The sequence below is a fragment of the Streptomyces sp. NPDC058086 genome (assembly GCF_042885015.1).
Classification (GTDB): domain Bacteria; phylum Actinomycetota; class Actinomycetes; order Streptomycetales; family Streptomycetaceae; genus Streptomyces.
Genome location: NZ_JBHVST010000147.1, coordinates 1 through 19,273 on the forward strand (window position 1 = coordinate 1; position 19,273 = coordinate 19,273).

Below are 19,273 nucleotides of genomic sequence, written 5' to 3' on the forward strand. Positions count from 1 at the left end.
CTCACCCGCACCCTCCGCCGAGGGCTTGCCCACATCCAGCGTCACCCCGAGCTCATCAACGGCTGCCTCACCGAAACCGGACTGACCCTCACCCCCGATCCCCCGAAGCCAATCCGAAAAGGTCAGTAGCAGGAGGAAGCCGCGCGCCCTACCGCTGACGGTCACAGGCGCCGAGTCCGACTGGCAGACGAAATCGAACACGTGATTGAATTTGGCCATGCGACGGATTCCCGACGACCTCGCCCAGGCCCTTGAGGCGTGGCACACCACCTACCGTCAGCTCGCCGAACAGCCACGGACGCCCCTGAGGCGCAGGCTCATCCAGCTGTCGATCACGGTGATGTCTCATCCGCACTGGCAGGACGGCAAGCGGAATGCGGCCTGGTCGGCCTTGCATGCCAACGGGCAGAGAGGAAGAAGCTCACGATGAGCGGTCTCGCCCCGTACGGGGTTGGTGCGCGCCATGCCCCTGCTGCCGCCTGACCCGCCCCGCCTGCGAGCGATCCTGGCCCACCTCGACCGAGAGATCGCGGACAACGAGACGATCACCGTCTACCTACGGCTGCAGCGGGATGCAGTGCAGGATGCCCTCGTTCTCGCTGAACATCAGCCGCCGCGGCGACCGCAGCGCCAGCCGAAGGGGGCTGGCTCCCTGCCCAACTTCACGCCCCCGTCGCCGAAGTCGGGCTACGTCGTCCAGCAGAAGCGCACACCGACCGGGCCCGAGCCCGCCCTGATCCACATGGCCGACTGCACCATGATCGAGGGCACCTCTCATCCGATCCGGGCCGATGAAGCACGTGCCGCACTCGCAGACCCGAACATCACGGCATGCCAGTTCTGCCGACCGGATACCGAGCTGGGCATCGACCTTGCGTGACCAAGCCAGTCGCGCCTGGCCTGCTTGTACGTAACACCGGACGTACATTCGGGCACATGGACGAGATGCCACAGCGCATCGCCCCGGAGACAGACCGGGCAGCCTCCGCGATCCTGCTGGGGTGCGCCCCTGCAACTAGGCCGTGTTGCGAAAGCGCTGGCCAGGGCGACTCGTTGTGGGCCGTGGCCAGCACCGTCACTTCCTCCTGCCCCGCTACTTGATCATGCGGAAGTTGGGGTGATCCAGCCATGCGGCCAGGAACTCAAGGTCGCCGACGTGGCTATACCCGCAGCCTCCGCCGTGCGCGGCGTACGGCATCTCCCAGACACGGCCCGGGAGCGATGACGCCAGCGCCCGGGCTTCGGCGAGGAGATTTTCCTCCTCCCCACGGGAGGTGCCGTGGACGCAGAAGCGGTAACCGAGCAGTCCACCGAGGTCGATCAGTGCGGCGAAGCGTTCGGCGAGGAACTGGGCAAGATGCCCGAGGAGGAGGTGGTTTTCCTGCCCCGAGGAGTAAGCGAGCAGGGCCAACTCGGCTGCGGGCGGACGGTCGAGCCCGGGGAAACCCAGCTCCTGGTAGTCCTCCAGGGACTCCGGTCCGAGATGGAATGAGCCGGGTGAGGTCTGTTGGAGACCATGGAGGCCAATTGCCGATGGCTGGCGGACGGAGAACTCAAGCGAGTCGTCGTTCTCGATCCGCACTTCGCAGAAGCTCTCCAGCCACGGGGCGGCGTCGAGTGCACTTCGTCTTCCTGGCAGCCAAAGCCCTGCCGCAGGTCCGCCCATCACATCCTCCTGAATCGGTCGTGGCGCTCAGCGTGGCGCCGGGAAGGCGCAAAGCACCAATGGTTTCCTTCGGGCGGATGTTGCGGCTGTTGGCTCGCAAGTCACAGCCACTCGTTGATGGCCGCAACCAGAACGGTCGCTGCGTAGCGGACAGCGAGCTTGTCATACCGCGTGGCCACCGCCCGGTGACGCTTGAGGCGATTGATCCCGCACTCCACCGCGTGGCGCTCCCTGTAATCCACCTTGTCGAACTTCGGTGGGCGGCCGCCGCGGGAACCGCGTTTCTTGCGGTTGCGGATCTGGTCGGCTTTCTCCGGGATGGTGCAGCGGATACCGCGTCGGCGCAGGTAGGCGCGGTTGGCATGAGAGCTGTAGGCCTAATAGGCACGTGGGTTGGCCGTTGGTCAGTCCAGGCGGGGGTCGGGCGGGACATCTGTGCTGTAAGCAGCACTGTGAGTGGACGTTAAGTCCGTTTCTGGTAGCGGCCTCGTCCTGGTTGGGTGAGGAAGCCTTGGCGGGTGAGGCGTCCGAGGCGGCTGCGGGTGATGTTGACGGTTGCCTCGTCGGTGGCCGGCCCGGCTTCTTGCCCAGCGGCAGCAACGGCTCAAGCCGGGCCCACTGACCGTTCGTTAGATCTCCTGCCCCACGGCGCTTGATCATCCACGACCTTGATTCACTTTCGCAACACGGCCTAGTGCTGCTCCAACCGCCAGGGCTTCCAGGCCTGTTGCCCCACACTTTGCCGCACTGGCCGTACGCCACTGCGATGGACCAGGCGCTGGTGGACCGCGCCGTCCCGCCGGGCATCGCCCGCCTCAACCTGCGTGCCCGCCCGGACGAGCGGATGCGCATCCGGCTGCGGTGGGATGTGAGCCGCTGCGTAGGCCCGGGCGGGATCCGCCTGCTCTGGGGCGAGGAGACGGGCTGGGCGTACGCCTATGTCGGCCCGGGATACTTGATGCCCCGCGGGCCGGTCACCTCACTCCGGCGCGCCTACGCGACACCGGAGTCGGTCGTCGCCGCGGCCGACTCCCTCGTTGCGGCCAGGGTGCAGGACTCGGCCGCGGGCCAGGCCCTCATCGAGAAGGTCGCGGCCGAGCATTCCACCGTCCGTAAGACCTGGGTCGACGGCGGCTACCGCCAGCACCTCGTCGAGCGCGCCGCCGCTCTCGGCATCGACATGCACATCGTCCGCCGCGACCCCACAACCAGGGGATTCGCCGTCCCGCCCCGCCGCCGGACCGTCGAGAGAATTCTCGGCTGATCAGCCTCATGGCCCGCAGACTTGCTGCCGAATCCCCTCCGGCTTGGCGTGGTGCATGAAACGGCTCAAAACCGGCAATACCGGATGAAACGCCCTCTGGAGCCGTTGCCCATGTCACGCGGTTCCGCCCACCGTGGTGGTCACTCGGCGTTCATGATCCACTCGCCGAGTTCTTGGGTGTCATTCGGTCTTGCCGGTGTACTTGAAGGCGTTGAGTGCGCTGTGCTTTGGCGTGATCGGCCGGTCCGGATACGAGGGGGATGCCGCAGACCGGCAGCTGGCTGAGTATCCCTCGATGTGACATCGGCTGAGTCCCGTCTCTGGGGCTGTTTCTCATTGCCACGGGGGCGTGGGTGTGCCGTCTGGGTCCAGTCCGTGCGGCCATCGCTTGTTGAACGAAAAGGATCCGTCCGGGCTTCTGCGCAAGGTGAGCAGGAGGGCCGCAGATATGGACTGGCCGACGTTGGCGACCTGCCGAAGGAGATCTTCGACGCTTTCCGGTTCTCCGGCCTGTTCCCGCATGGCAGCCAGGAGGAGTAGGGCGGAGGTGTTGCCGGTGTCGGCAACCTCCCGGGCTAGTGCTTCGGCGCTTTCCCGGTCTCCGGCGCGTTCACGCAGAAGGGCCAGGTCGACGAGGGTGTGGGTGCGGCCGTTGTCGGCGGCGTGCCGCAAGAGGGCCTCGGCATCGTCCAGTTCTCCGGCCTGTTCCCGCATGGCGGCCAGGCGGACCAGGGCTATGGGCTCGCCAAGGCTGGCAACCTCCCGGGCTAGTGCTTCGGCGCTTTCCCGGTCTCCGGCGCGTTCACGCAGAAGGGCCAGGTCCACTAGGGCGAGGGTGTTGCCGGTCTCGGTGGCCTGCCGGGCTAGTGCTTCGGCGCTTTCCCGGTCTCCGGCGCGTTCACGCAGAAGGGCCAGGTGCACCAGCGCGCGGGGGGTGCCGGTGTCGATGGCCTGCCGGAGGGAGGCTTCGGCGCCCTCCAAGTCTCCTGCCCTTTCCTGCATGGCAGCCAGGAGGAGCAGGGCTTCTGTGCTGTCGGCGTCGATGGCGTGCCGCAGGAGGGCTTCGGCATCGTCCAGGTCTCCGGCCTCTCGCCGTATCACAGCCAGGCGGACCAGGGCCTCGGTGTCATTGAGACCAGCCGCCTCCCAGGCCAGGGCCTCAGCGCTTTCCCGGTCTCCGGCGCGTTCGCGTATTACGGCCAGGCGGACCAGGGCCTCGGTGTCGCCGGATTCGGCGGCGTGCCGGGCCAGCACTTCGGCGCCCTCCTGGTCCCCGGCCCCCTCACGCCTCATGGCCAGGTTGTCCAGGGGAGCGGTGCTGCCAATGGTGGCGAGTTTCCATAGGAGATCCTCGGCCCCTCTCCGGTCCCCTGCTTCTTCCCGCATCACGGCCAGGCGGATCAGAGGCCCGGTGTTGTGGGCCTCGGCGGCTTGCTCAGCCAGGGCTTCGGCCCGCTCCCGTTCTCCTGCCTCTTCCCGCAGTTCGGCCAGGTTGGACAAGACACTGTTGTCGCCTGCGTCGGCGGCCTCCCGGTAGAGGGCCTCGGCCCCCTTCCGGTCCCCGGCCTTTGCTCGCTTGTCAGCCAAGCGGCGTAAGGCGGCGGGGTCGCCGGCCTTGGCGACCTTGCGGGCGAGTGCCTCAGCGCTTTCCCGGTCCCCGGCCTCCTCCCGGGCCACGGCCAGGTCAGCCAGGGCCTCGGTGTCGCCAGCTTCGGCAGCGCGTTGCCAGAGGTGGTGGGCCCACTGAAGGCGATGCCGGCTCCCGGCAGCCCTGGCGAGGACCTTCAGGTCACCGGGGCGGGTGAGGTGACTGTGGGCGGCGTGCCAGAAGGAGGCTGGCGGGCAGAGGCGTTGGCGAGCGATTCGACCGTGCTGCTCGAGGTAGTCAGCGAGCCGGAATACTGTTCCGGTTGGCGGCACGGGGGCCGGGCTGAGGGGCGCCAGGGCGCCTGGCGGCCGATGCTCGGGACGGGGAGTGGTACGGCGCAAAGGAGCCTGCTTGCCGTGGACGAGGTGGGCGAGTTCGGCGAAGGAGGCCTCGGCCCAGTCGTCGGCAAGCTCGTCGTAGTCCGTGTCACTGAGGTAGTCGGTGGCGGCGTCGATAAGGAAAGCCTGTGGCAGATGGAGGCCAACACCGAGCCGGCGCGCGTCCATCGCCGCTTCCAGCATTGCCTTGGCGCCCGGACTCCCATGCTCGAAGCGTTCCAGTAGCTGGGGGACACCAGCCAGGTCCTGAGCGACCTGCCCGCTGGGACGGGCGCGGGCCAGCGCGCCCGCAAGAAGCCGGTCACCGGCCTTGGCGAGGGCAGCGGCAGCGGTCAGGGCCGAGGCATCGAAGGTGTCGGGGACGGCCAGGGTGCGGCCAGCGACCAGTTCCCGTACTCGGCTGTGAGAGTCCTGCCCACCTGGCGAGGGCGGCGCGGCGTACCGACGGGCGTATTCGGGCCACAAGGTGCCCAGCACCAGTACAGGTGCGCGCTCGGGCTGGATGAGCAGTGCGTGCACGGCGGCCGCGATTCGCTCACCCGCTACGGGGTCCCCAAGGTAGTGCTGGGCCTCGTTCAGCCACACCACTGTTCGCGGCCGGACCCGTTCCAGGTCTTCCAGGGCGGCCTCAGCACGCGTCGGGTCGAAGGGGTGCCACAGACGCCACCCGTTCTCGGCGAGCGGCTGGACGGCCTCCCAGCACGCCCTCGTCTTCCCGGTCGACGAGGTGCCGACCAGGATCACCATTCGACTCCACCCTTCCCCGGCATCCCGCACTGCTTCCGCCAATGCCCGATCATGTACCCGCCGTACGTAGCCAGGGAGCGGTCGCTGCTTCGGCGAGCCGCCGCTGTACATGCCCGGGGCGGAGCCGGCGGGGTGGACTTCCAGAGCGTATGGATCCCAATCGGAGATCGGCCTGCCCGGGCCCGGTCCAGCACCTCTCGGTGCACCCGACGCCGTATCCGCCGCGGTCCGGCGCAGCTCCAGCAACTCCTCGGCCGACAGCCTCAGCGGGCGGGCCAGCGCTGCCACCGTCTCAGCCGACGGCACAGGCCCCCCATCCTGGAAAGCCTGCTGCACGGTCGTACGCCCCAGCCCCGTCGCACCTGCGAGATCGGTCTTCTTCAGCCGCGAGCGGGCCAGCCCCGCATTGAGCTTCCGGTGCAGCTCGGTGAGTGCCGGATTGTCTTCGACGTGCTCACCATTCATCTGCCCGCCCCCGCCTGCTCCGTGTTTGCCGATGTTCATCTTCCTCCCGGCGAGCTCTGGCGAACAAGATCTGAACGACCGTCAGGCATGTCAACACCGATTGCGTAAAAGGAGCTCGACGTGCCTGTCCTCGCAATTGCACTACTCACCAGCGTCCTTGTCGTGGTGATCGCGCTGCTGATCGCGGCTGCAGCGGCCAAGCTCGCCCGCCTGGACGGGGCCAGCTACCCCACCGCGCTCCGGCAGGCCTCCGCAGCATTCGCCGTTGTACTGACGCTCGCAGCCACCGTGACCGCCGCGATTGCTGCACTGTGCTCGTGAAGCGGCTCGTCCGGGACGGACCGCGAGTTCGGGCAGCGCGGTGGCCGAGGCGAGTACAGCATGGGGGAGACGTACAGGCCCTTCTTTCGAAGATCACGAACGGGCGCGTGGTCTTCGTACTGGCTGCCGCCGGGAGCCGCTGGAAGCACCACTTCCGGCTCACTCACCTGGGTGGCAAGTCGCACTACGAGAGACCAGCCCGCTGCCTGAACGTATCGACCCCGACTATTACTTCCTCATGGGCGGGCATCTTCGACGCTCTAACTAGCCGCTGGGAGAACGCTCCGTGGGCGGGCGGTGCCCGCGGCCGCCCGGCGCTGCTGTCGAGCCATACCAACTGGGCGATGGCCGGGTCCAGCAGCGCGTCGGCGACGGCCACCACCTCGGGGAAGACGACCGCGTCCCGCCCCACGATCCGCCGCCGTTCCAGATTGTCTCCAGCGCCCAGTTGAGGGCCTGCTCTGACCATCGGGCCACGACGGCGTGCGTCAGAGCGAACACCCGCTCCGGCCCGGCCTCGGCCCGCACCTGTGATGGGAGGTGGGCGGCAGTGGGTGGGCGTCAGCAGGGTCGGGGGTGGATGTCCTGGCCGACGCCCGAGTCGGCGTAGCACTCCCGCATGTACTGACCCGTGTCCGCCTGGCCGTACCTGCTCGGATGCGGCAGTTCTCTACCGCGCATTCGTGTCCCCTGTCTCTATGCGGTCACCAGATCACCGGTACCAGTACTTCACCCCACGATGGTGCGAGCACGTCCCCCGGAAAGACCTTGCGTACGAGTAGCTGCTGTCCTTGCACTTCGCCGTTGCACCGTGCGGGTGCGAACTGTTCGCCCGGCACGAGCCCGTCGTATGGTGCGCGCACGAGGCCGCCGCCGCCGGCGTAGCCGTAACGACGGGCGCCAGCAGCGCCCCGGCGACAGCAACCGCCGCCAGCCCTGCCCTGAGTTTGGTGAGCACGGTGTCCCCTCCCGTTTGGTGAGCGTTGATCGTTTCAGGTGTGTGTGTCGGCCGGGCCGTGGCAGGGGCGGCGTCACACGAAGAGGGGAAAGGAACCCGTCCCAGCAGGGTTTGCGGGGTGCGTGCGGTAAGCGGCGCGAATCGCCCGTTGGGCATGGGCAGCAAACGGCCCGCCGTCCCGTACCCCGGGAACAGCGGGCCGCGCGCCCCCGAGGGCGCCTCACACGAACCGGCGCGTCCTGGGATCAACCTTCCCGAGCGTGCACGCCCACACCATCATGTCGACCATCCCGAAGGTCAACCGCAGGGACAGCCGAATCAACGAGATCGCAAGCCCCACCACGACTACCGCCCGGCCTTCCAGTCCATGTCCAAGATGGCCGCATGCACTGCTGCCACGATCATCGTGAGCGCGAGTACGCCGCCCACCCAGTTCTTCGGGTTCCCGACCAGCGATCCCAGGAACGCCGAACCGTAGGTGATCACCGCGTAGGCGGCAGGTACCAGCATGCTGATCACGCGTTTCTTCGCCGCGATGAAGAACAACGGCGGCGCCAACAGTCCAGCTGACGCCACAACGACCACGACCCAGATCACCTTGTGCACTGTGGTCGCGTACATGCGGGCGCGGATCGGCACATTCACGTATGGATTACTCATAGCCCCCCTGCCTCAAACGGAGCACAAGTGTGGCCCGCAGCAACCTGTGACGTAAGGGTTTCATAAGGATTGACGAGCCGACAGGCGAAGCGGGACAGAAGCCCCTCTTTCCATTGGTCGGCTGGAACCTCCCGTTGCACCGATCCTGCCGCCAACGGGTGCGGGACTCCCACGCAACTCGGCCTGCGTCCATCCACGGGCCAACAGCTTTGGCCTGCCGGGGGCGTTGTCAGAGCTGCTCCCCCTCGAACGCATCGAGCCGGGCCCGGCAGGCGGCGACGACCAGCCCCAGGCCGTAGCCGACCGGACAGGCAGGCGGACCCTAGGGGTTCCAGAACGCCGGCAGCGCGTGTGTCGTCCCACGGCGGCCAGCCCGGCGAATCTCTTGCCGCCACAACCCTGGGCGCTGCGCCATACGGGCGGCGTGTCGGTATCCGGCTGCCCCTTCGGGGTAGGGCTGGCGGGTGTCCGGGCGCGTCATCCTCGCCACCGGTCACGACCGCGACGATCAGGAGTGAGCATGCCCGCTGCCCCCGCTTCCGGGTCATCCGGCGGTGACCGGCACCCTCGGTTGCGAGAGCGGTGGCGGCGGGTGCTGGACGAACACACCACCCCCGCCCAGCGTCCGCTCCTGGCCGCCTGGCTTGCCTTCGGTTGCACCTTCGGCACGGCACGGTTGATCACCCATGGCATCCGAGGCGGCTGGCTCCCCTGGGGCAACGTGTCCGCCGGCAGCACACACTTGCATCATTACAACTTCGGTATCGCCACACTCGCGGGCGTCGGGCTGGTCGCGGTACGCGGTGACCAGGCATATGTCGGTCATCCCGGAATCGGCGCTCTGTACGGCACGGGATCGGCGCTGATCGCCGACGAGTTCGCCCTTTTGCTGGACCTGAAGGACGTCTACTGGGCCAAACAGGGACGCATCAGTGTGGACGTGTCCCTGGGAATCCTCAGTGCGCTGGGGCTCTATCTGACCGCAGTGCCGTTCTGGCATGAGATCACCAAGGTCTCACGCGACCACGTCCGCGAACGTCTCGCGGCCTGACCGTTCCGGGCCGGCTGTCACGGGAACGCGATGCTCGGGCTGGTGTGGTGATCTTGCATCGGACCGGCTGATCGCCTCACCGGCGCATGAAGTGTGCCCGGTTTTGCGGGACCGTCCACCGGTGGTCAACACCGGCGGGCGGTACGGCGGTGCCTGAGGTGTGCGGCGAGCGCACGGTGCGGGGGCCAGTGGAGTTGGCCGGGAATCCGTTCAGCACGCGGAGGCCGGGGTGAAGGGAGCGACCACGATGGTGCCTTGTTGTTCATCCGGCCGGTCGGCGGGTTGGATGAGTTCTGATCAAGTAGATGACGCTGGTCCGCGGACTTGAGCAGGATGGCGTACATGACGACATTCATCGACCGGGCGCGGGAAGACATAGCGTCTCAATAGCGGAGATTCGCGATTGGGCGCGCGTCTGGGATACCTATGACCCGGCAGTCCACGGGGCGCGAGAAATGCCCAGCTTCTACCCTGCAGCCCGGCACGAGAACTGGTGGGGCAGCACCCTGTCGCTTGAGCAACTTCTAGACCTGGCGCAGGGCGATGGCATCCCTGTTGCCTGGGTTCCCAGCGCTGACATCCTCCGCCGACTCGCAGCCGCCGACCCTGGCCACGACGACAAACTCGCCGTCCTCGTTGCGGCTGAGGATGAGATCCGCTCACTGTGCCGTGCCCGCCTGGACGAATGCGACGACCTCTGGCTCACCGCCGAGGTCGAGGCCGGCCGTAAGGCGGTGGCAGCGTGGGCTGACGGTCATCGTGAGGCTGCGGCGACCCTGGCCATAGCTGCACTCGAACAGATTCTGTACACCCTGACCGAAACCAAGGACCGCACGAACGCCGCCCTCGGCAAGATCGGCAAGGAGAAGCCGAACAGCTATCTGCCAACCCGGCAGTACGTCTTCGCCCCCTTGGCCACGCTCTATGCGCAGTACCGCCCGGAACGAAACGACCCGCTGCCCGACAACCTCTCGCGCCACGCTGTCCTGCATCACCTGCCCCTCGATCACCTAAGCCCTGGTCACTGCATCGTCGCCGTGATGCTGCTCATTTCAGTACTGCGTCAGTCCCAGGAGCGGGCCGAGGACATCCGACACGAACTGATGGTGAACGCTGCGGACTGAGCGCAGCGGGCGCTGATGCTTGCTCTCGCACTGCCCGGCGCGCAATGACAACAGTTCAAACCGCGGCCCATGCCAGTCCGAGGCCAGCGAGCTGTTGGCGCTTGTCGGCGGTCAACTTCCCACGTCTGCTCTTGGTGTTGGAGAGAAACACGCCGAGCCGGACCTGGGTCCCGTCGTCGAGCCGTTCGACGTGGTTCCTGGGGACGGTCACAGAGCGCTCGCGGGTCTTGTACTGGGCGAGGGCTGCCACACCTCGTTCGAAGGCGCTCAGGGGCGTCGTGGAGGGCTTCGCGGGCGCTTCGGGTTCCGGGGCCGGCGGTGTGATGCCGAGTTGTTCGAGGCGTTCGCGTTGCCTGTCCGTCAGGGCGTGCCAGACCGCCGGGGTGCGCTGCTTGGCCAGCCATTTTCCGATGTCCATGCCGTGGATGGTGACGCCGGGCAGGACCTCCACCGGGCCTTCCTCATCGCGCACGAGTTCGCGTAGTGCGGCGTAGTGGCGTTGCCAGTCGGCCGGCCACGCCGGGTTCCAGTCCGCGTCGACCTCGCGCAGCGCCGTCTCCCACTCCGGGTGTTCGGCGAGGGCACCAGGTTGGCGGAGGTTGGACAGCCACTGCCCGATCGGCCGGTCCAGCATCGTCGCGGACCGGGGCGCGCACAGTGTCCAGTGCTGGTCGTAGTACGCGCGGGCGGCTTCCAGATTCTCCTGGAACCGCTCATCGGTCAGCGACCAGACCATGCCCAACTGCTCGAGTCGCCTCGCGCGCTGGCCGGTCATCTGTCCGGCTCCGTAGGCTCGTCGTTGTTCTGTCCGAGTGGGTACGCGCCCTCCTTGTGTCCATACGAAACTCGGGCGTGAAGCTCACGCTCGGTGAACTTCGTGAGCGATGTCCAGCCGCGGGCCCAGTCTTGCTTCTCGGTGTCGATCACGTTGAAGGACACCCAGTCCGCGACCATCACCGGGTCTCTGGGAGCGGCAAAACGGAGCAGCAGGCGGCTTTCTTCCTCTCCTTCATCGGGCGCCGCGCCAATGCTCACGGACGGCTGCGCGACGTCCTTCTGAGGCTCCTGCGGGATCGCGAGCAGTTCGACGGCCTCTTCATCGTGAGCTCGCAATCCCTCAAGAACTTTCACCAGGGGCCGGTACGACCCGGAGGTGAACATGTCTTCCGGCTGCTCTCCGGGCCGGAGGAATACGGGAACGATCAGGGAGGCGAGTTTCCCTTGTCCTGGTTTTTGACTGATGGTCTGCACGTGACTGTCAGAAGCTGTTGTCTTTTCGATCTTGAGCGGTGGCGGTCGAACGCGGATTCCCGGTCGGGTGATCCTGTCGTGGCCAGAGCATGAAGACGGGGCCTCCTGAACAGCTCGTGGGTGTCGAATCCATAGAGCAACAGGAGGCCCCTGTGCTGCAGTCTTCCGTGTCGATGGCCGGGTGGTCCAACTCGGCCGCTCCAACGTGTGATTGTCTCGCGCACGTGTACGGCAACGCGGCTGACCGGCCCGAACGGCAGCGCCGGTACCCGACGGACATGACGGATGCGGAGTGGGCCGAGGTCCGGCCGCTGCTGCCGGTGCCGGGCTGGATGCGCGGGCGGGGCGGCCGGCCAGAGGGATACTGCCACCGCGCGCTGCTGGACGCGATCCGGTACCTCGTGGACAACGGCGTCAAGTGGCGGGCGATGCCGGCCGACTTCCCGCCGTGGGACCGGACGTATGCGTTTTTCCGCCGCTGGCGCGACCACGCCCTGGTCAGAGAGTTCCATGACCGGCTGCGCGCCCGGGTCCGCGAGCGGCTGGGCCGGGACGCGCAGCCGACGGCCGGCGTGATCGACTCGCAGTCCGTCAAGGCTGACGCCGTCGTCGGATCGGACAGCCGTGGCTTCGACGGCGGCAAACAGATCAATGGACGCAAGCGGCACGTCGTGGTCGACACTCTCGGCCTGCTGCTGGGCGTGATGGTCACGAGCGCGAATGTCGGCGACCGAGCCGCCGCCCAGGTCCTGCTGCGCCAAGTCGCCGACGTCCACCACCTGCTGGCCCTCGTCTGGGCCGACGGCGGCTACACCGGCAGCCTCGTCGAGCACTGTCTGGCCACGTTCGTCCTGGTCCTGGCGATCGTCAAACGCAGCGACGACATGCGTGGCTTCGTGGTGCTGCCCAAGCGGTGGATCGTCGAGCGTCTCTTCGCCCACCTCATGCGCACCCGCCGCCTGGCCCGCGACTTCGAACGCCGCACCGCCAGCGCCGAGGCGATGATCTACTGGTCGATGACCCTGCTCATGACCCGCCGCCTGGCTCGCTCACGCCGCGGGCGGGCGTGAACCGGCCCGGCGCCGGCTCGGCCAGCCAGCCGCGCGCGACCAGGCGTTTCGCCTTCGACCTCAGCGCCTCCGCCCGCGCCGGAACCACGTCCATGCCGAACGAAGCGGCCATCTCCTGGCAGGTCATCGGCCCCTGCCCGAGCCGGGCCCGGTCCGCGAGCGCGGTGAGGATGCGCTGGTAGTCCACCGACAACGCCGACCACGCAAGCCCGTCACGCCACACCGGCACCTGCGATTTCGTCTTCGCCGCTTCCGGCGTTGGCGATGCCTCCCCGGCCTGCCCGTGGGCGGCCGGTGCTGTCCGGTCGGCCTGGTCGTGGCCATGCCCGGCCTCATCCGCCGGGGCAAGCACCTCGCCCACCCGTGAGCGAGCGATGGCCCATTCCTTCCAGTCCTGCTCGGCCACGGCCAGTTCAGCCTGGACGCGGTCGGCTTCCTCCCGCAGCTCGTCCACGCGACGGCGAGCGACGAGCTCGCGCTGTTCCAGCAGCCCCACGACCGACGGCATCCATGACCTCCACAGCAGCGGCGACACAACAGACCACCACTCCCACAGGATCACCGACCCTACGCCCGACCAGCGGAAACGTTCTCCTCAAGCCCGGAAAGACAACAGCTTCTCAGGTCTGCAGGCTCCGAGGCCCCGGCTTCGCCACATGCGCGTCATTGATCTGCTTCATGTCTGGCATGACGTGGCGACGCCCCCGGAGGTTCTCCGGCTCGGGCGGCTTCACCCGACCGGTGCGCAGCTACGCGCGAGTGCTGATGTAGCACCACCCCGGCAGGGAGTCATCGTCGAGATCTGATGCGAAGCCTTCATCGCGCACGGCGGCGGCCGCGTTCGGGACGCTGGTAGTGCTCTGTCAGTAACGTTCGAGGGGCCTGGTCATCGATCGCCGTCATGCAGGGCCCGAGCACGAAAATTGCTGATCACGATGCCCGGTACCGCTCTCCCCGTCGGTACCGGGCCGTCAGCTTGTGCAGCTTGTCGCCGTTCCGTGAACCGTGACCCCCTATCGGTCGATGAAAAGTGACCCCTTCCGTGATCAAGTGAACTCGGTCAGATGGCGACTCCCACAGTCACATCGAAACGGCTCCCACAGTCACGCACATAACCACCGTCGCAAGGCCGGAGAGTTGATCTGCTCCTACCGTGCCCTCGCACACGCTCCCCAGTGATGGACGTGCAAGAGGTCCGAACGGGTAACAGGGCTCGCTACGGGCTGATCGTGGCCGCCGGTCTATGCACGAGTGGGCGTGCGTAGCGCCAGCATGGCGACGTCGTCGTCGTTGTCGCCGGGGCGGACCTGCTCCAGCAGCAGGTCGCAGAAGGAATCCAGAGGGCGGTGGGCAAGAGAGGCTGCGTGTCGACGCAACCGGTCCAGTCCGTGGTCGATGGAGTGGTGTGGTGACTCGACCAGGCCGTCGGTGTAGAGCAGGAGGGTGGTGCGGGGCGGCAGGACGGTGAAGACATCGGGGCGAGGCCGGAACATTCCGGTTCCGAGCAGAATGCCGTGGGCGTCGGTGAGGTAGCGGGCGCGACCGTCGTGGCTGACCAGCAGCGGAGGAGGGTGGCCGGCGTTCGTCCAGCACAGTTGCCACAGCTCGTCGTCGTCGAGAGCGAGCGTGGCCAGGATCATGGTCGCCATGGGGACCTCGGCTATGTGCTTCACGGCGTTGTCGAGCTGGGTGACGATGGCGCTGGGCATGGCCTCGGGCTGGGACCATGTGAAGGCGCGCAGCATGTTGCGGACCTGCGCCATGCCGGCTGCGGCGTCGAGGTCGTGCCCGACAACGTCGCCGATGGCCAAGGCGTGGGAGCTGTCGGTTAGGGCGAAGGCGTCGTACCAGTCACCGCCGACGGAGGAGGCATGCGGAGCGGGTACGTATCGCGCTGTCATGCCCACCCCGGGCACGGTGGGGAGCTGGGGCAGCAGGTGGCGCTGCATGGTTTCGGCGACCTTGCGCTGGCGCTGGTACAGACGCGCGTTGTCCAGCGCCAGGCCGGCCCGGCGGGTGATGTCCTCCAGCAGTGGCAGATCGGCGGCGGTGAAGGCGCCAGGACGTTTCGAGCGTCCCAGGGTCAGGGCTCCGAGCACGTCGCGCAGACCTCGGATGGGCGCGATGACAGCGGAGTGCATGCCCGTCTCGGTGAACAAGCGACCCTGCTCGACCGCGATTCCGGAATCGGGCGGGCCCTGATAGGTGGCAGGGCCGGCAAGAGAGGACGCGGCGCCGCGCAGAGCCCGCGACAGGGGCATCGGGGACTCCTCCGGCACGGGGGGCATGGGCCCTTGCAGGTCCTCCCGCTCGATCAGGATGCCGTCCTTGTGTTCCGTCACCAAGGCGCGTCGAACCTCGTCTTGTTCGGTGAGCAGATCGATCACTGCCCAGTCCGCAAGCCGGGGCACCGTCAGGGCCGCCAGCCGACGTATTGCCTCGTCCACATTCAGGGTGGACGTCAGCTGAGTGGTTGTCTCTGCCAGCAGGGCCAGGCGGTCCAGCACCGTCAGCGGTGCTGGGACCTCGTTGACGCCCTCGTCCGATGGGCCCCGATTCGATTCGTACATCAGCACCAGCGCACCCGCCCTCTCCGATCCGGAGGAGCAGGGCGCGACGAGCCAGGACAGCCGGACGAGCGTGCCGTCCCCGCGGGCGAACCACTCCGAGTCGCCGTGCTCGGTTCTCCCGGTAAGAAGCGCGTTTCTCAGCTGACAGCGCGTGCGGGGCGTGGCGTGCCCTTGGCTGTCGCGGTGCAGCAGGTCGTGGGAATCCTGCCCGACGAGTTCCTCGAAGCTGCGGCCCAGCACGCTCTGGGCCGCGCCGTTGGCCGAGACGATGAGTCCGTCGTCGTCGACGACAACGACAGCCGTCTGCACGTCCTCCAGCGTTGCACCAAGCAGGGCGCCAGACCACGTCTGGGGACCGGGCACGGGGGAATCTCCCGTGTCGGTGCCGGTTATGTCCATGGCACTCCTCTACCCGAAAGGTACCCGCATGCGCCCGAAGGGCAAGATCAACTGCTGGGCATTTCCATGCGCTGCCCCTGGCGTGGCAACGGTCGGCGGCCGCGCATATCTGATCGCGCCTAACGTCGCGTCTCTGGCCGTATCTCAGATCGCGTCTCTGGTCGCGTCGGAGCGGCCGCGCACAGAGTGCCGGACTTGGTGGGGGCGGGGATGCCTACGGTGAAAGCCGTGGAGGTGCCCCAGTGCGGATCGCGGTCCGGCTGTGCGGTCATCGCCGTACCAGCCCGCGGAGCGCAGCGCGCACTGTGGTGAGCAGAGGCGGCCGTGCCCTACCGCCAGCAGGGGCAACCGGGCCCGGGGTCCGCGCGGATGCGGTGCTATGTCGGCGCTGGTGGTGCTGGCCGCGCTGGGGGCCGCGCTTTCGGCAGCTGGCTGAGTCGGCTTTCGCGTCTTTCCCGGGCCTCGCCGCGTGTGGGAGGAAGATCAGGGTGCGGGCTGTGGTTCAGGGTCCCAGGCGGTAGCCGGTGACGATCTCGGCCGTGATCTGGACGACGTGGTCCATGTCGATGTCGATCCAGGGCGTGAGCAGTTGCTGGTAGCGGGCGACGTCCAGGGGGTCGGTGACCAGGCTGGCCCGGCCGGTGACCATGACGCTCCAGCCGGTGCGGGCCTCGAGGTCGATCTGGTCGGCTTCATAGACCACCACCTCGGCCAGTGACGGATCGCGCAGCAGCGCCGATTCGGTGTGCGTGCGGATGACGATGTGCTCGCCGTCGACGAGGTGGTTGACCAGGCGGATCGTGGGCAGCGCCTGCTGGGAGAGGCCGAGACGGCCCAGCGGGACGCTGGCAGCAGGGCCAGGGATTCCTCCCGGCCCAGCTCGGTCATCCTGGCCGGGGAGGCGGGCTGGAGGGGGCGGGTCATGACGGCTCCAGACGGCATGGGGTTGTTCGTGTGCTGCCGGGCGGACAGCAGCCGCGGCCAGGCGGTCCTGAAGCGACAGGATGAATGATCGGGCGGCCTGCGGCCATGGGCCGTTCGGCCCTCGTGGGCCGGTCGATGAGCCCGTGATGGTGATCGCCCCGGTCCAGGCCGCTGCCGGCTGGCCGCGCTGTCCCCGGCTCCTCCCGCCTCCCGCTGGTGCGGGAGGAACCTCTTGCCGATTTGGCGTCGCTGGCGGCGGGCAAGCCTGGTGCGGATGTGTGGGGAGGGTTGGGCGGGGGACTTGGCGGGAAGGGCCGGGTTCGGCAGTGTTCCCCCGGGGGAGCTGAGCTGGTCCAGGCTTCTCTGGTTCAGCCAACGAGCCAGGGAAGCCGCTCCTCAGCAGCGGGTTGTCACGGACTGCCCTGTTCGCAGATGCGGCGGGCGACCTCGCGGAGCTTGATGTTGTTCTCCTGCGAGTAGCGGCGCAGCACGTCGAACGCCTCGTGCTCGGTGAGGTGGCGGGCGCCCATGAGGATGCCCATGGCTTCGCCGATGGTGTGGCGGGTGGCGAGGGCGTGTTCCATTTGGGCGTGGGTGCGGGCGTGAGGTCTCCCCACGCATCAACACCAAACTGCGCACGGTCGCGGAGGCCCTCATCGCCTGGGCGTTGGGCCGGCCGCTTGCGGAGCCGGTGGGCCAGGAACTGGACCCGGCGGTGCAGCGACGCAGGCCTCACATGGAGGCCATGGACCGGCCCGAGTAGGGTTTCAGGTGTTCAGGGCCTGCTCGACGGTGGGATGGCAGTCGATGATCTGGTCGATACCGACCAGATGCAGCAGACGCGCGACGGACTCCTGGGCGTCGGCGATGCGCAGCCATCCCTGAGCGTTGCTCACGCGTTGGTGCGCATTGATGAAGACGTTGATGCCGCTGGAGTCCATGAAGGTCACGCCGCTGAGGTCCGCCACGATCCGCGGCGGCGGCACCGTGCCGTCCTCGGACAGCAGTGCCTGGCTGAGGAGGTCCTTGCCGGCGTGGTCGATCTCGCCGTGCACGGTCACGACAAGGACGCCGTCGACCACTACGGGCTGGACGGAGAACCGGTCCGGCCGGTCTTCCTTCTGGATGTTGTTCACCGTCTCCTCGACTGCGCCTAGGCTTGCCCACTCAGGGCGTGCCGGGACGATTCTGCCTCACCACTCCCGCGGCATGCACCCACATGGCCATGCCGAACGACACCCCCACGAGGCATGCGTGACGCCGTCGCGGGTATTGGCGCGCACGGGGGAGTGAGGGTGAGACGTGGGATCCCATGCCGACGGTGACGGCTGTACCGGCCCGGATGAATACCTGATGCGCGCCGGCTACGCCCTGGAAGGAGACGACGGCTGCATCGCCGAAGCCCGCCACCACGCCGTCGTCTTCCTCGACCAGGCTCACGCCGACCATCACCTGTGCGTATCCGCTCGTGCGAGGGACCTCACCCAGCTGGTGGTCAGCGAGCTGGTCACCAACGCCCGCAAGTACGCCCCCGGACCTGTCCTGATGGAACTGCGCATCACCGCCCGCGCCGTGGACGTCGTCGTGTGGGACAGCGAACCCACCGTGCCCGCGGCCCGGGCGGCCGATCCCGACCGGATCGGCCAGCACGGGCTGGAGATCGTCAAAGCCGTCACCGAAGACCTGTTCACCGAGCAGGAACCGGTCGGCAAGCGCATCACGGCCCGCCTCGCCCTGTCCGGCGATCCTGGCGGACACGTCACCGGTCACCGCCCCCAGTAGCAGCCGACGCTCCCCGTCGGCCCCACTGCCATGACGGCCGGCCGAAGACATCACGAGCCCAAGGGGCGGGCAGCCTTGACATCCTCGGGGCCCGGCTCGGGGGCCGCTCGGGTCAACGAGGCCGCGATATCCACGTCACGCGTGCGCCAATCGGTCTCCGGTTGGCGCACGCGGCCTGTGCGGGCTCTATCCGGTGCCGCCCTCCGTCGCCGCTCGAGGTCGATTACCTGACCGTCGGACACGCGAAAATCTATGTTGGCTGGAGTAGACATTGGGTGGTGGCGTGGTTATGGTTTCTCTCGTAGCCGAGATCAGCAGGGCCTGGCAGACACGAACTGCCAGGCAGCGGTATGTAGTTGTGGTGCGTAGGACGGTGCGGTGGTGGAGTTCCGAAGCCTGGGTGGTTGCAGGACGGCGACGGGGCTGACGACCGGACCGGGTGGCCCGCAGTGATCAGGGGCCGCCGTGAGCAGTACCGCAAGTGGCAGTACCCAGCAGTGAAGAAGTCAGTGAGCAGTACCTCGGTGAAGGCGTCGGCTGCGGGCGCGCGCACCGGGAAGTTCGGCAGTGGGGTTCTAAGCCAGAGCAGACGCAGGACGGGCGACGGGGCTGGCTGCCGAAGAGTGGCGCTGTCGCAGGCCGCTGAGCAGTGCGCATCACCAGCAGTACGCAGTCCCCGCTTAGTAAGTGATTGATCCCAGAGGGAAGAACGGAGGAGCCAAGCGCCATCAGGATCGCCCGGGCCGAAGCGTTGAACCCGGGTACCGCAGGACATCGATAGTGAGGTGGTCTCCGGTCAAGCAACCGCGATCCCAGCACACGCCCTCATCCCCCGTGGGCCGGTGCGGAAAGAGAAGGCCGGCGCAGTATCAGGGCCGGCAGATGGTGTAGCAGTTCCTTCGGGGCCTTGGTGCCCAAACGCAACAACGCCCCAACACGCGTTACCCCGATAGGTGTAAATAAACCAGAAGACACCTTCGGCCGGCACCAATACCACGAATAACCCCCCAAAAACAAGGGGCCGGCCCCCGAGAG

Annotated in this window: 19 protein-coding genes and 4 pseudogenes; 8 read left to right on the top strand and 15 right to left on the bottom strand. The window is 67.7% G+C overall.

From position 1 onward, the window contains the following. Positions 1-219, bottom strand: a 219-nt coding sequence (locus ACFVWD_RS52260) for a hypothetical protein (protein ID WP_389605736.1), incomplete at its 3' end; no start/stop codon positions are given. Between ACFVWD_RS52260 and ACFVWD_RS52265 the strand changes: the two genes are divergently transcribed. Both ACFVWD_RS52265 and ACFVWD_RS52270 read left to right on the top strand, forming a co-directional pair. Next, the gene (locus ACFVWD_RS52265; RefSeq protein ID WP_389605738.1) at positions 218-430 is read left to right on the top strand and encodes a hypothetical protein; all 213 of its coding nucleotides are present in this window, start codon (positions 218-220) and stop codon (positions 428-430) included. The two genes, ACFVWD_RS52260 and ACFVWD_RS52265, sit on opposite strands and share 2 nt — an antisense overlap. A 33-nt stretch (positions 431-463) precedes the next feature. Beyond that, positions 464-880 carry a DUF6233 domain-containing protein gene (locus tag ACFVWD_RS52270; RefSeq protein ID WP_389605740.1) on the top strand — a complete coding sequence of 139 codons (417 nt, stop codon included), beginning with the start codon at positions 464-466 and terminating at the stop codon, positions 878-880. Positions 881-1,093: 213 nt separating this feature from the next. On the opposite strand, the gene ACFVWD_RS52275 is transcribed toward ACFVWD_RS52270, so the two are convergent. Together ACFVWD_RS52275 and ACFVWD_RS52280 are read right to left on the bottom strand one after the other, a co-directional pair. Next, positions 1,094-1,666 (bottom strand): DUF6368 family protein, encoded by a 573-nt coding sequence (locus ACFVWD_RS52275; RefSeq protein ID WP_389605742.1) that lies wholly within the window; start codon positions 1,664-1,666, stop codon positions 1,094-1,096. 101 nt (positions 1,667-1,767) lie between these two features. Further along, positions 1,768-2,043 (bottom strand): annotated as a pseudogene (locus ACFVWD_RS52280) (IS5/IS1182 family transposase); the annotation flags it as partial. A 656-nt stretch (positions 2,044-2,699) separates the two neighbouring features. Between ACFVWD_RS52280 and ACFVWD_RS52285 the strand changes: the two are divergent. After that, positions 2,700-2,927 (top strand): annotated as a pseudogene (locus ACFVWD_RS52285) (IS5/IS1182 family transposase); the annotation flags it as partial. A gap of 336 nt (positions 2,928-3,263) precedes the next feature. Here ACFVWD_RS52285 and ACFVWD_RS52290 read toward each other — a convergent pair. Beyond that, the gene (locus ACFVWD_RS52290) at positions 3,264-5,663 is read right to left on the bottom strand and encodes a hypothetical protein (RefSeq protein WP_389605744.1); all 2,400 of its coding nucleotides are present in this window, start codon (positions 5,661-5,663) and stop codon (positions 3,264-3,266) included. Positions 5,664-6,248: 585 nt separating this feature from the next. On the opposite strand from ACFVWD_RS52290, the gene ACFVWD_RS52295 reads away from it, so the two are divergent. Further along, a complete protein-coding gene (locus ACFVWD_RS52295) occupies positions 6,249-6,449 on the top strand; it encodes a hypothetical protein (RefSeq protein WP_389605745.1) in 201 nt (66 codons plus the stop codon). Positions 6,450-6,633: 184 nt separating this feature from the next. Here ACFVWD_RS52295 and ACFVWD_RS52300 read toward each other — a convergent pair whose 3' ends face one another. The 3 genes from ACFVWD_RS52300 to ACFVWD_RS52310 all read right to left on the bottom strand — a co-directional run bounded on the left by ACFVWD_RS52300 (position 6,634) and on the right by ACFVWD_RS52310 (position 8,052). Then, positions 6,634-6,918: a hypothetical protein gene (locus tag ACFVWD_RS52300; RefSeq protein ID WP_389605747.1), complete on the bottom strand. Its 285-nt coding sequence runs from the start codon at positions 6,916-6,918 to the stop codon at positions 6,634-6,636. A 243-nt stretch (positions 6,919-7,161) separates the two neighbouring features. After that, a complete protein-coding gene (locus tag ACFVWD_RS52305) occupies positions 7,162-7,563 on the bottom strand; it encodes a DUF3761 domain-containing protein (protein WP_389605749.1) in 402 nt (133 codons plus the stop codon). A 189-nt stretch (positions 7,564-7,752) separates the two neighbouring features. Beyond that, on the bottom strand, positions 7,753-8,052 hold the full coding sequence (locus tag ACFVWD_RS52310) for a hypothetical protein (RefSeq protein WP_389605751.1): 300 nt from the start codon (positions 8,050-8,052) through the stop codon (positions 7,753-7,755). Between the two features lie 535 nt (positions 8,053-8,587). On the opposite strand from ACFVWD_RS52310, the gene ACFVWD_RS52315 reads away from it, so the two are divergent. Then, complete coding sequence (locus ACFVWD_RS52315; protein WP_389605753.1) at positions 8,588-9,118, top strand: hypothetical protein; 531 nt, start codon at positions 8,588-8,590, stop codon at positions 9,116-9,118. 305 nt (positions 9,119-9,423) lie between these two features. Continuing rightward, on the top strand, positions 9,424-10,242 hold the full coding sequence (locus ACFVWD_RS52320) for a hypothetical protein (protein ID WP_389605755.1): 819 nt from the start codon (positions 9,424-9,426) through the stop codon (positions 10,240-10,242). A 55-nt stretch (positions 10,243-10,297) separates the two neighbouring features. Here ACFVWD_RS52320 and ACFVWD_RS52325 read toward each other — a convergent pair whose 3' ends face one another. From ACFVWD_RS52325 to ACFVWD_RS52335, 3 genes and pseudogenes are all read right to left on the bottom strand, one after another. Continuing rightward, positions 10,298-10,492, bottom strand: a complete 195-nt coding sequence (locus tag ACFVWD_RS52325) for a Helicase associated domain protein (RefSeq protein ID WP_389605768.1) — start codon at positions 10,490-10,492, stop codon at positions 10,298-10,300. A gap of 135 nt (positions 10,493-10,627) precedes the next feature. After that, positions 10,628-11,017 (bottom strand): annotated as a pseudogene (locus tag ACFVWD_RS52330) (helicase associated domain-containing protein); the annotation flags it as partial. Then, positions 11,014-11,493: a hypothetical protein gene (locus tag ACFVWD_RS52335; RefSeq protein ID WP_389605757.1), complete on the bottom strand. Its 480-nt coding sequence runs from the start codon at positions 11,491-11,493 to the stop codon at positions 11,014-11,016. The gene ACFVWD_RS52335 and the pseudogene ACFVWD_RS52330, both read right to left, overlap by 4 nt. A gap of 278 nt (positions 11,494-11,771) precedes the next feature. Here ACFVWD_RS52335 and ACFVWD_RS52340 point away from each other — a divergent pair, with 278 nt between their 5' ends. Further along, positions 11,772-12,563, top strand: a complete 792-nt coding sequence (locus ACFVWD_RS52340) for an IS5 family transposase (protein WP_389605759.1) — start codon at positions 11,772-11,774, stop codon at positions 12,561-12,563. Here the strand turns inward: ACFVWD_RS52340 and ACFVWD_RS52345 are convergent. From ACFVWD_RS52345 to ACFVWD_RS52365, 5 genes and pseudogenes are all read right to left on the bottom strand, one after another. Further along, positions 12,520-13,071, bottom strand: coding sequence for a hypothetical protein (locus ACFVWD_RS52345; protein ID WP_389605761.1), 552 nt, complete (start codon positions 13,069-13,071; stop codon positions 12,520-12,522). The genes ACFVWD_RS52340 and ACFVWD_RS52345 overlap by 44 nt on opposite strands. Before the next feature lie 733 nt (positions 13,072-13,804). Next, the gene (locus ACFVWD_RS52350; RefSeq protein ID WP_389605762.1) at positions 13,805-15,532 is read right to left on the bottom strand and encodes a SpoIIE family protein phosphatase; all 1,728 of its coding nucleotides are present in this window, start codon (positions 15,530-15,532) and stop codon (positions 13,805-13,807) included. Positions 15,533-16,034: 502 nt separating this feature from the next. Beyond that, positions 16,035-16,832 (bottom strand): pyridoxamine 5'-phosphate oxidase family protein, encoded by a 798-nt coding sequence (locus tag ACFVWD_RS52355; protein WP_389605764.1) that lies wholly within the window; start codon positions 16,830-16,832, stop codon positions 16,035-16,037. Between the two features lie 34 nt (positions 16,833-16,866). Further along, positions 16,867-17,058 (bottom strand): annotated as a pseudogene (locus ACFVWD_RS52360) (ANTAR domain-containing protein); the annotation flags it as partial. Between the two features lie 165 nt (positions 17,059-17,223). After that, positions 17,224-17,592, bottom strand: coding sequence for an STAS domain-containing protein (locus ACFVWD_RS52365; RefSeq protein ID WP_389605766.1), 369 nt, complete (start codon positions 17,590-17,592; stop codon positions 17,224-17,226). Between the two features lie 166 nt (positions 17,593-17,758). Here ACFVWD_RS52365 and ACFVWD_RS52370 point away from each other — a divergent pair, with 166 nt between their 5' ends. Then, complete coding sequence (locus ACFVWD_RS52370) at positions 17,759-18,238, top strand: ATP-binding protein (RefSeq protein ID WP_389605767.1); 480 nt, start codon at positions 17,759-17,761, stop codon at positions 18,236-18,238. The last annotated feature ends 1,035 nt before the right edge of the window (positions 18,239-19,273 follow it).

Excerpts from the sequence above, each read along its gene's own strand:
- ACFVWD_RS52340 (WP_389605759.1), top strand. The coding sequence starts at position 11,772 with ATGACGGATGCGGAGTGGGCCGAGGTCCGGCCGCTGCTGCCGGTGCCG.
- ACFVWD_RS52320 (WP_389605755.1), top strand. The coding sequence starts at position 9,424 with ATGACGCTGGTCCGCGGACTTGAGCAGGATGGCGTACATGACGACATT.
- ACFVWD_RS52270 (WP_389605740.1), top strand. The coding sequence starts at position 464 with ATGCCCCTGCTGCCGCCTGACCCGCCCCGCCTGCGAGCGATCCTGGCC.
- ACFVWD_RS52345 (WP_389605761.1), bottom strand. The coding sequence starts at position 13,071 with ATGCCGTCGGTCGTGGGGCTGCTGGAACAGCGCGAGCTCGTCGCTCGC.
- ACFVWD_RS52290 (WP_389605744.1), bottom strand. The coding sequence starts at position 5,663 with ATGGTGATCCTGGTCGGCACCTCGTCGACCGGGAAGACGAGGGCGTGC.
- ACFVWD_RS52275 (WP_389605742.1), bottom strand. The coding sequence starts at position 1,666 with ATGGGCGGACCTGCGGCAGGGCTTTGGCTGCCAGGAAGACGAAGTGCA.
- ACFVWD_RS52300 (WP_389605747.1), bottom strand. The coding sequence starts at position 6,918 with ATGGTCAGAGCAGGCCCTCAACTGGGCGCTGGAGACAATCTGGAACGG.
- ACFVWD_RS52350 (WP_389605762.1), bottom strand. The coding sequence starts at position 15,532 with ATGGACATAACCGGCACCGACACGGGAGATTCCCCCGTGCCCGGTCCC.
- ACFVWD_RS52305 (WP_389605749.1), bottom strand. The coding sequence starts at position 7,563 with ATGCCCAACGGGCGATTCGCGCCGCTTACCGCACGCACCCCGCAAACC.
- ACFVWD_RS52315 (WP_389605753.1), top strand. The coding sequence starts at position 8,588 with ATGCCCGCTGCCCCCGCTTCCGGGTCATCCGGCGGTGACCGGCACCCT.
- ACFVWD_RS52265 (WP_389605738.1), top strand. The coding sequence starts at position 218 with ATGCGACGGATTCCCGACGACCTCGCCCAGGCCCTTGAGGCGTGGCAC.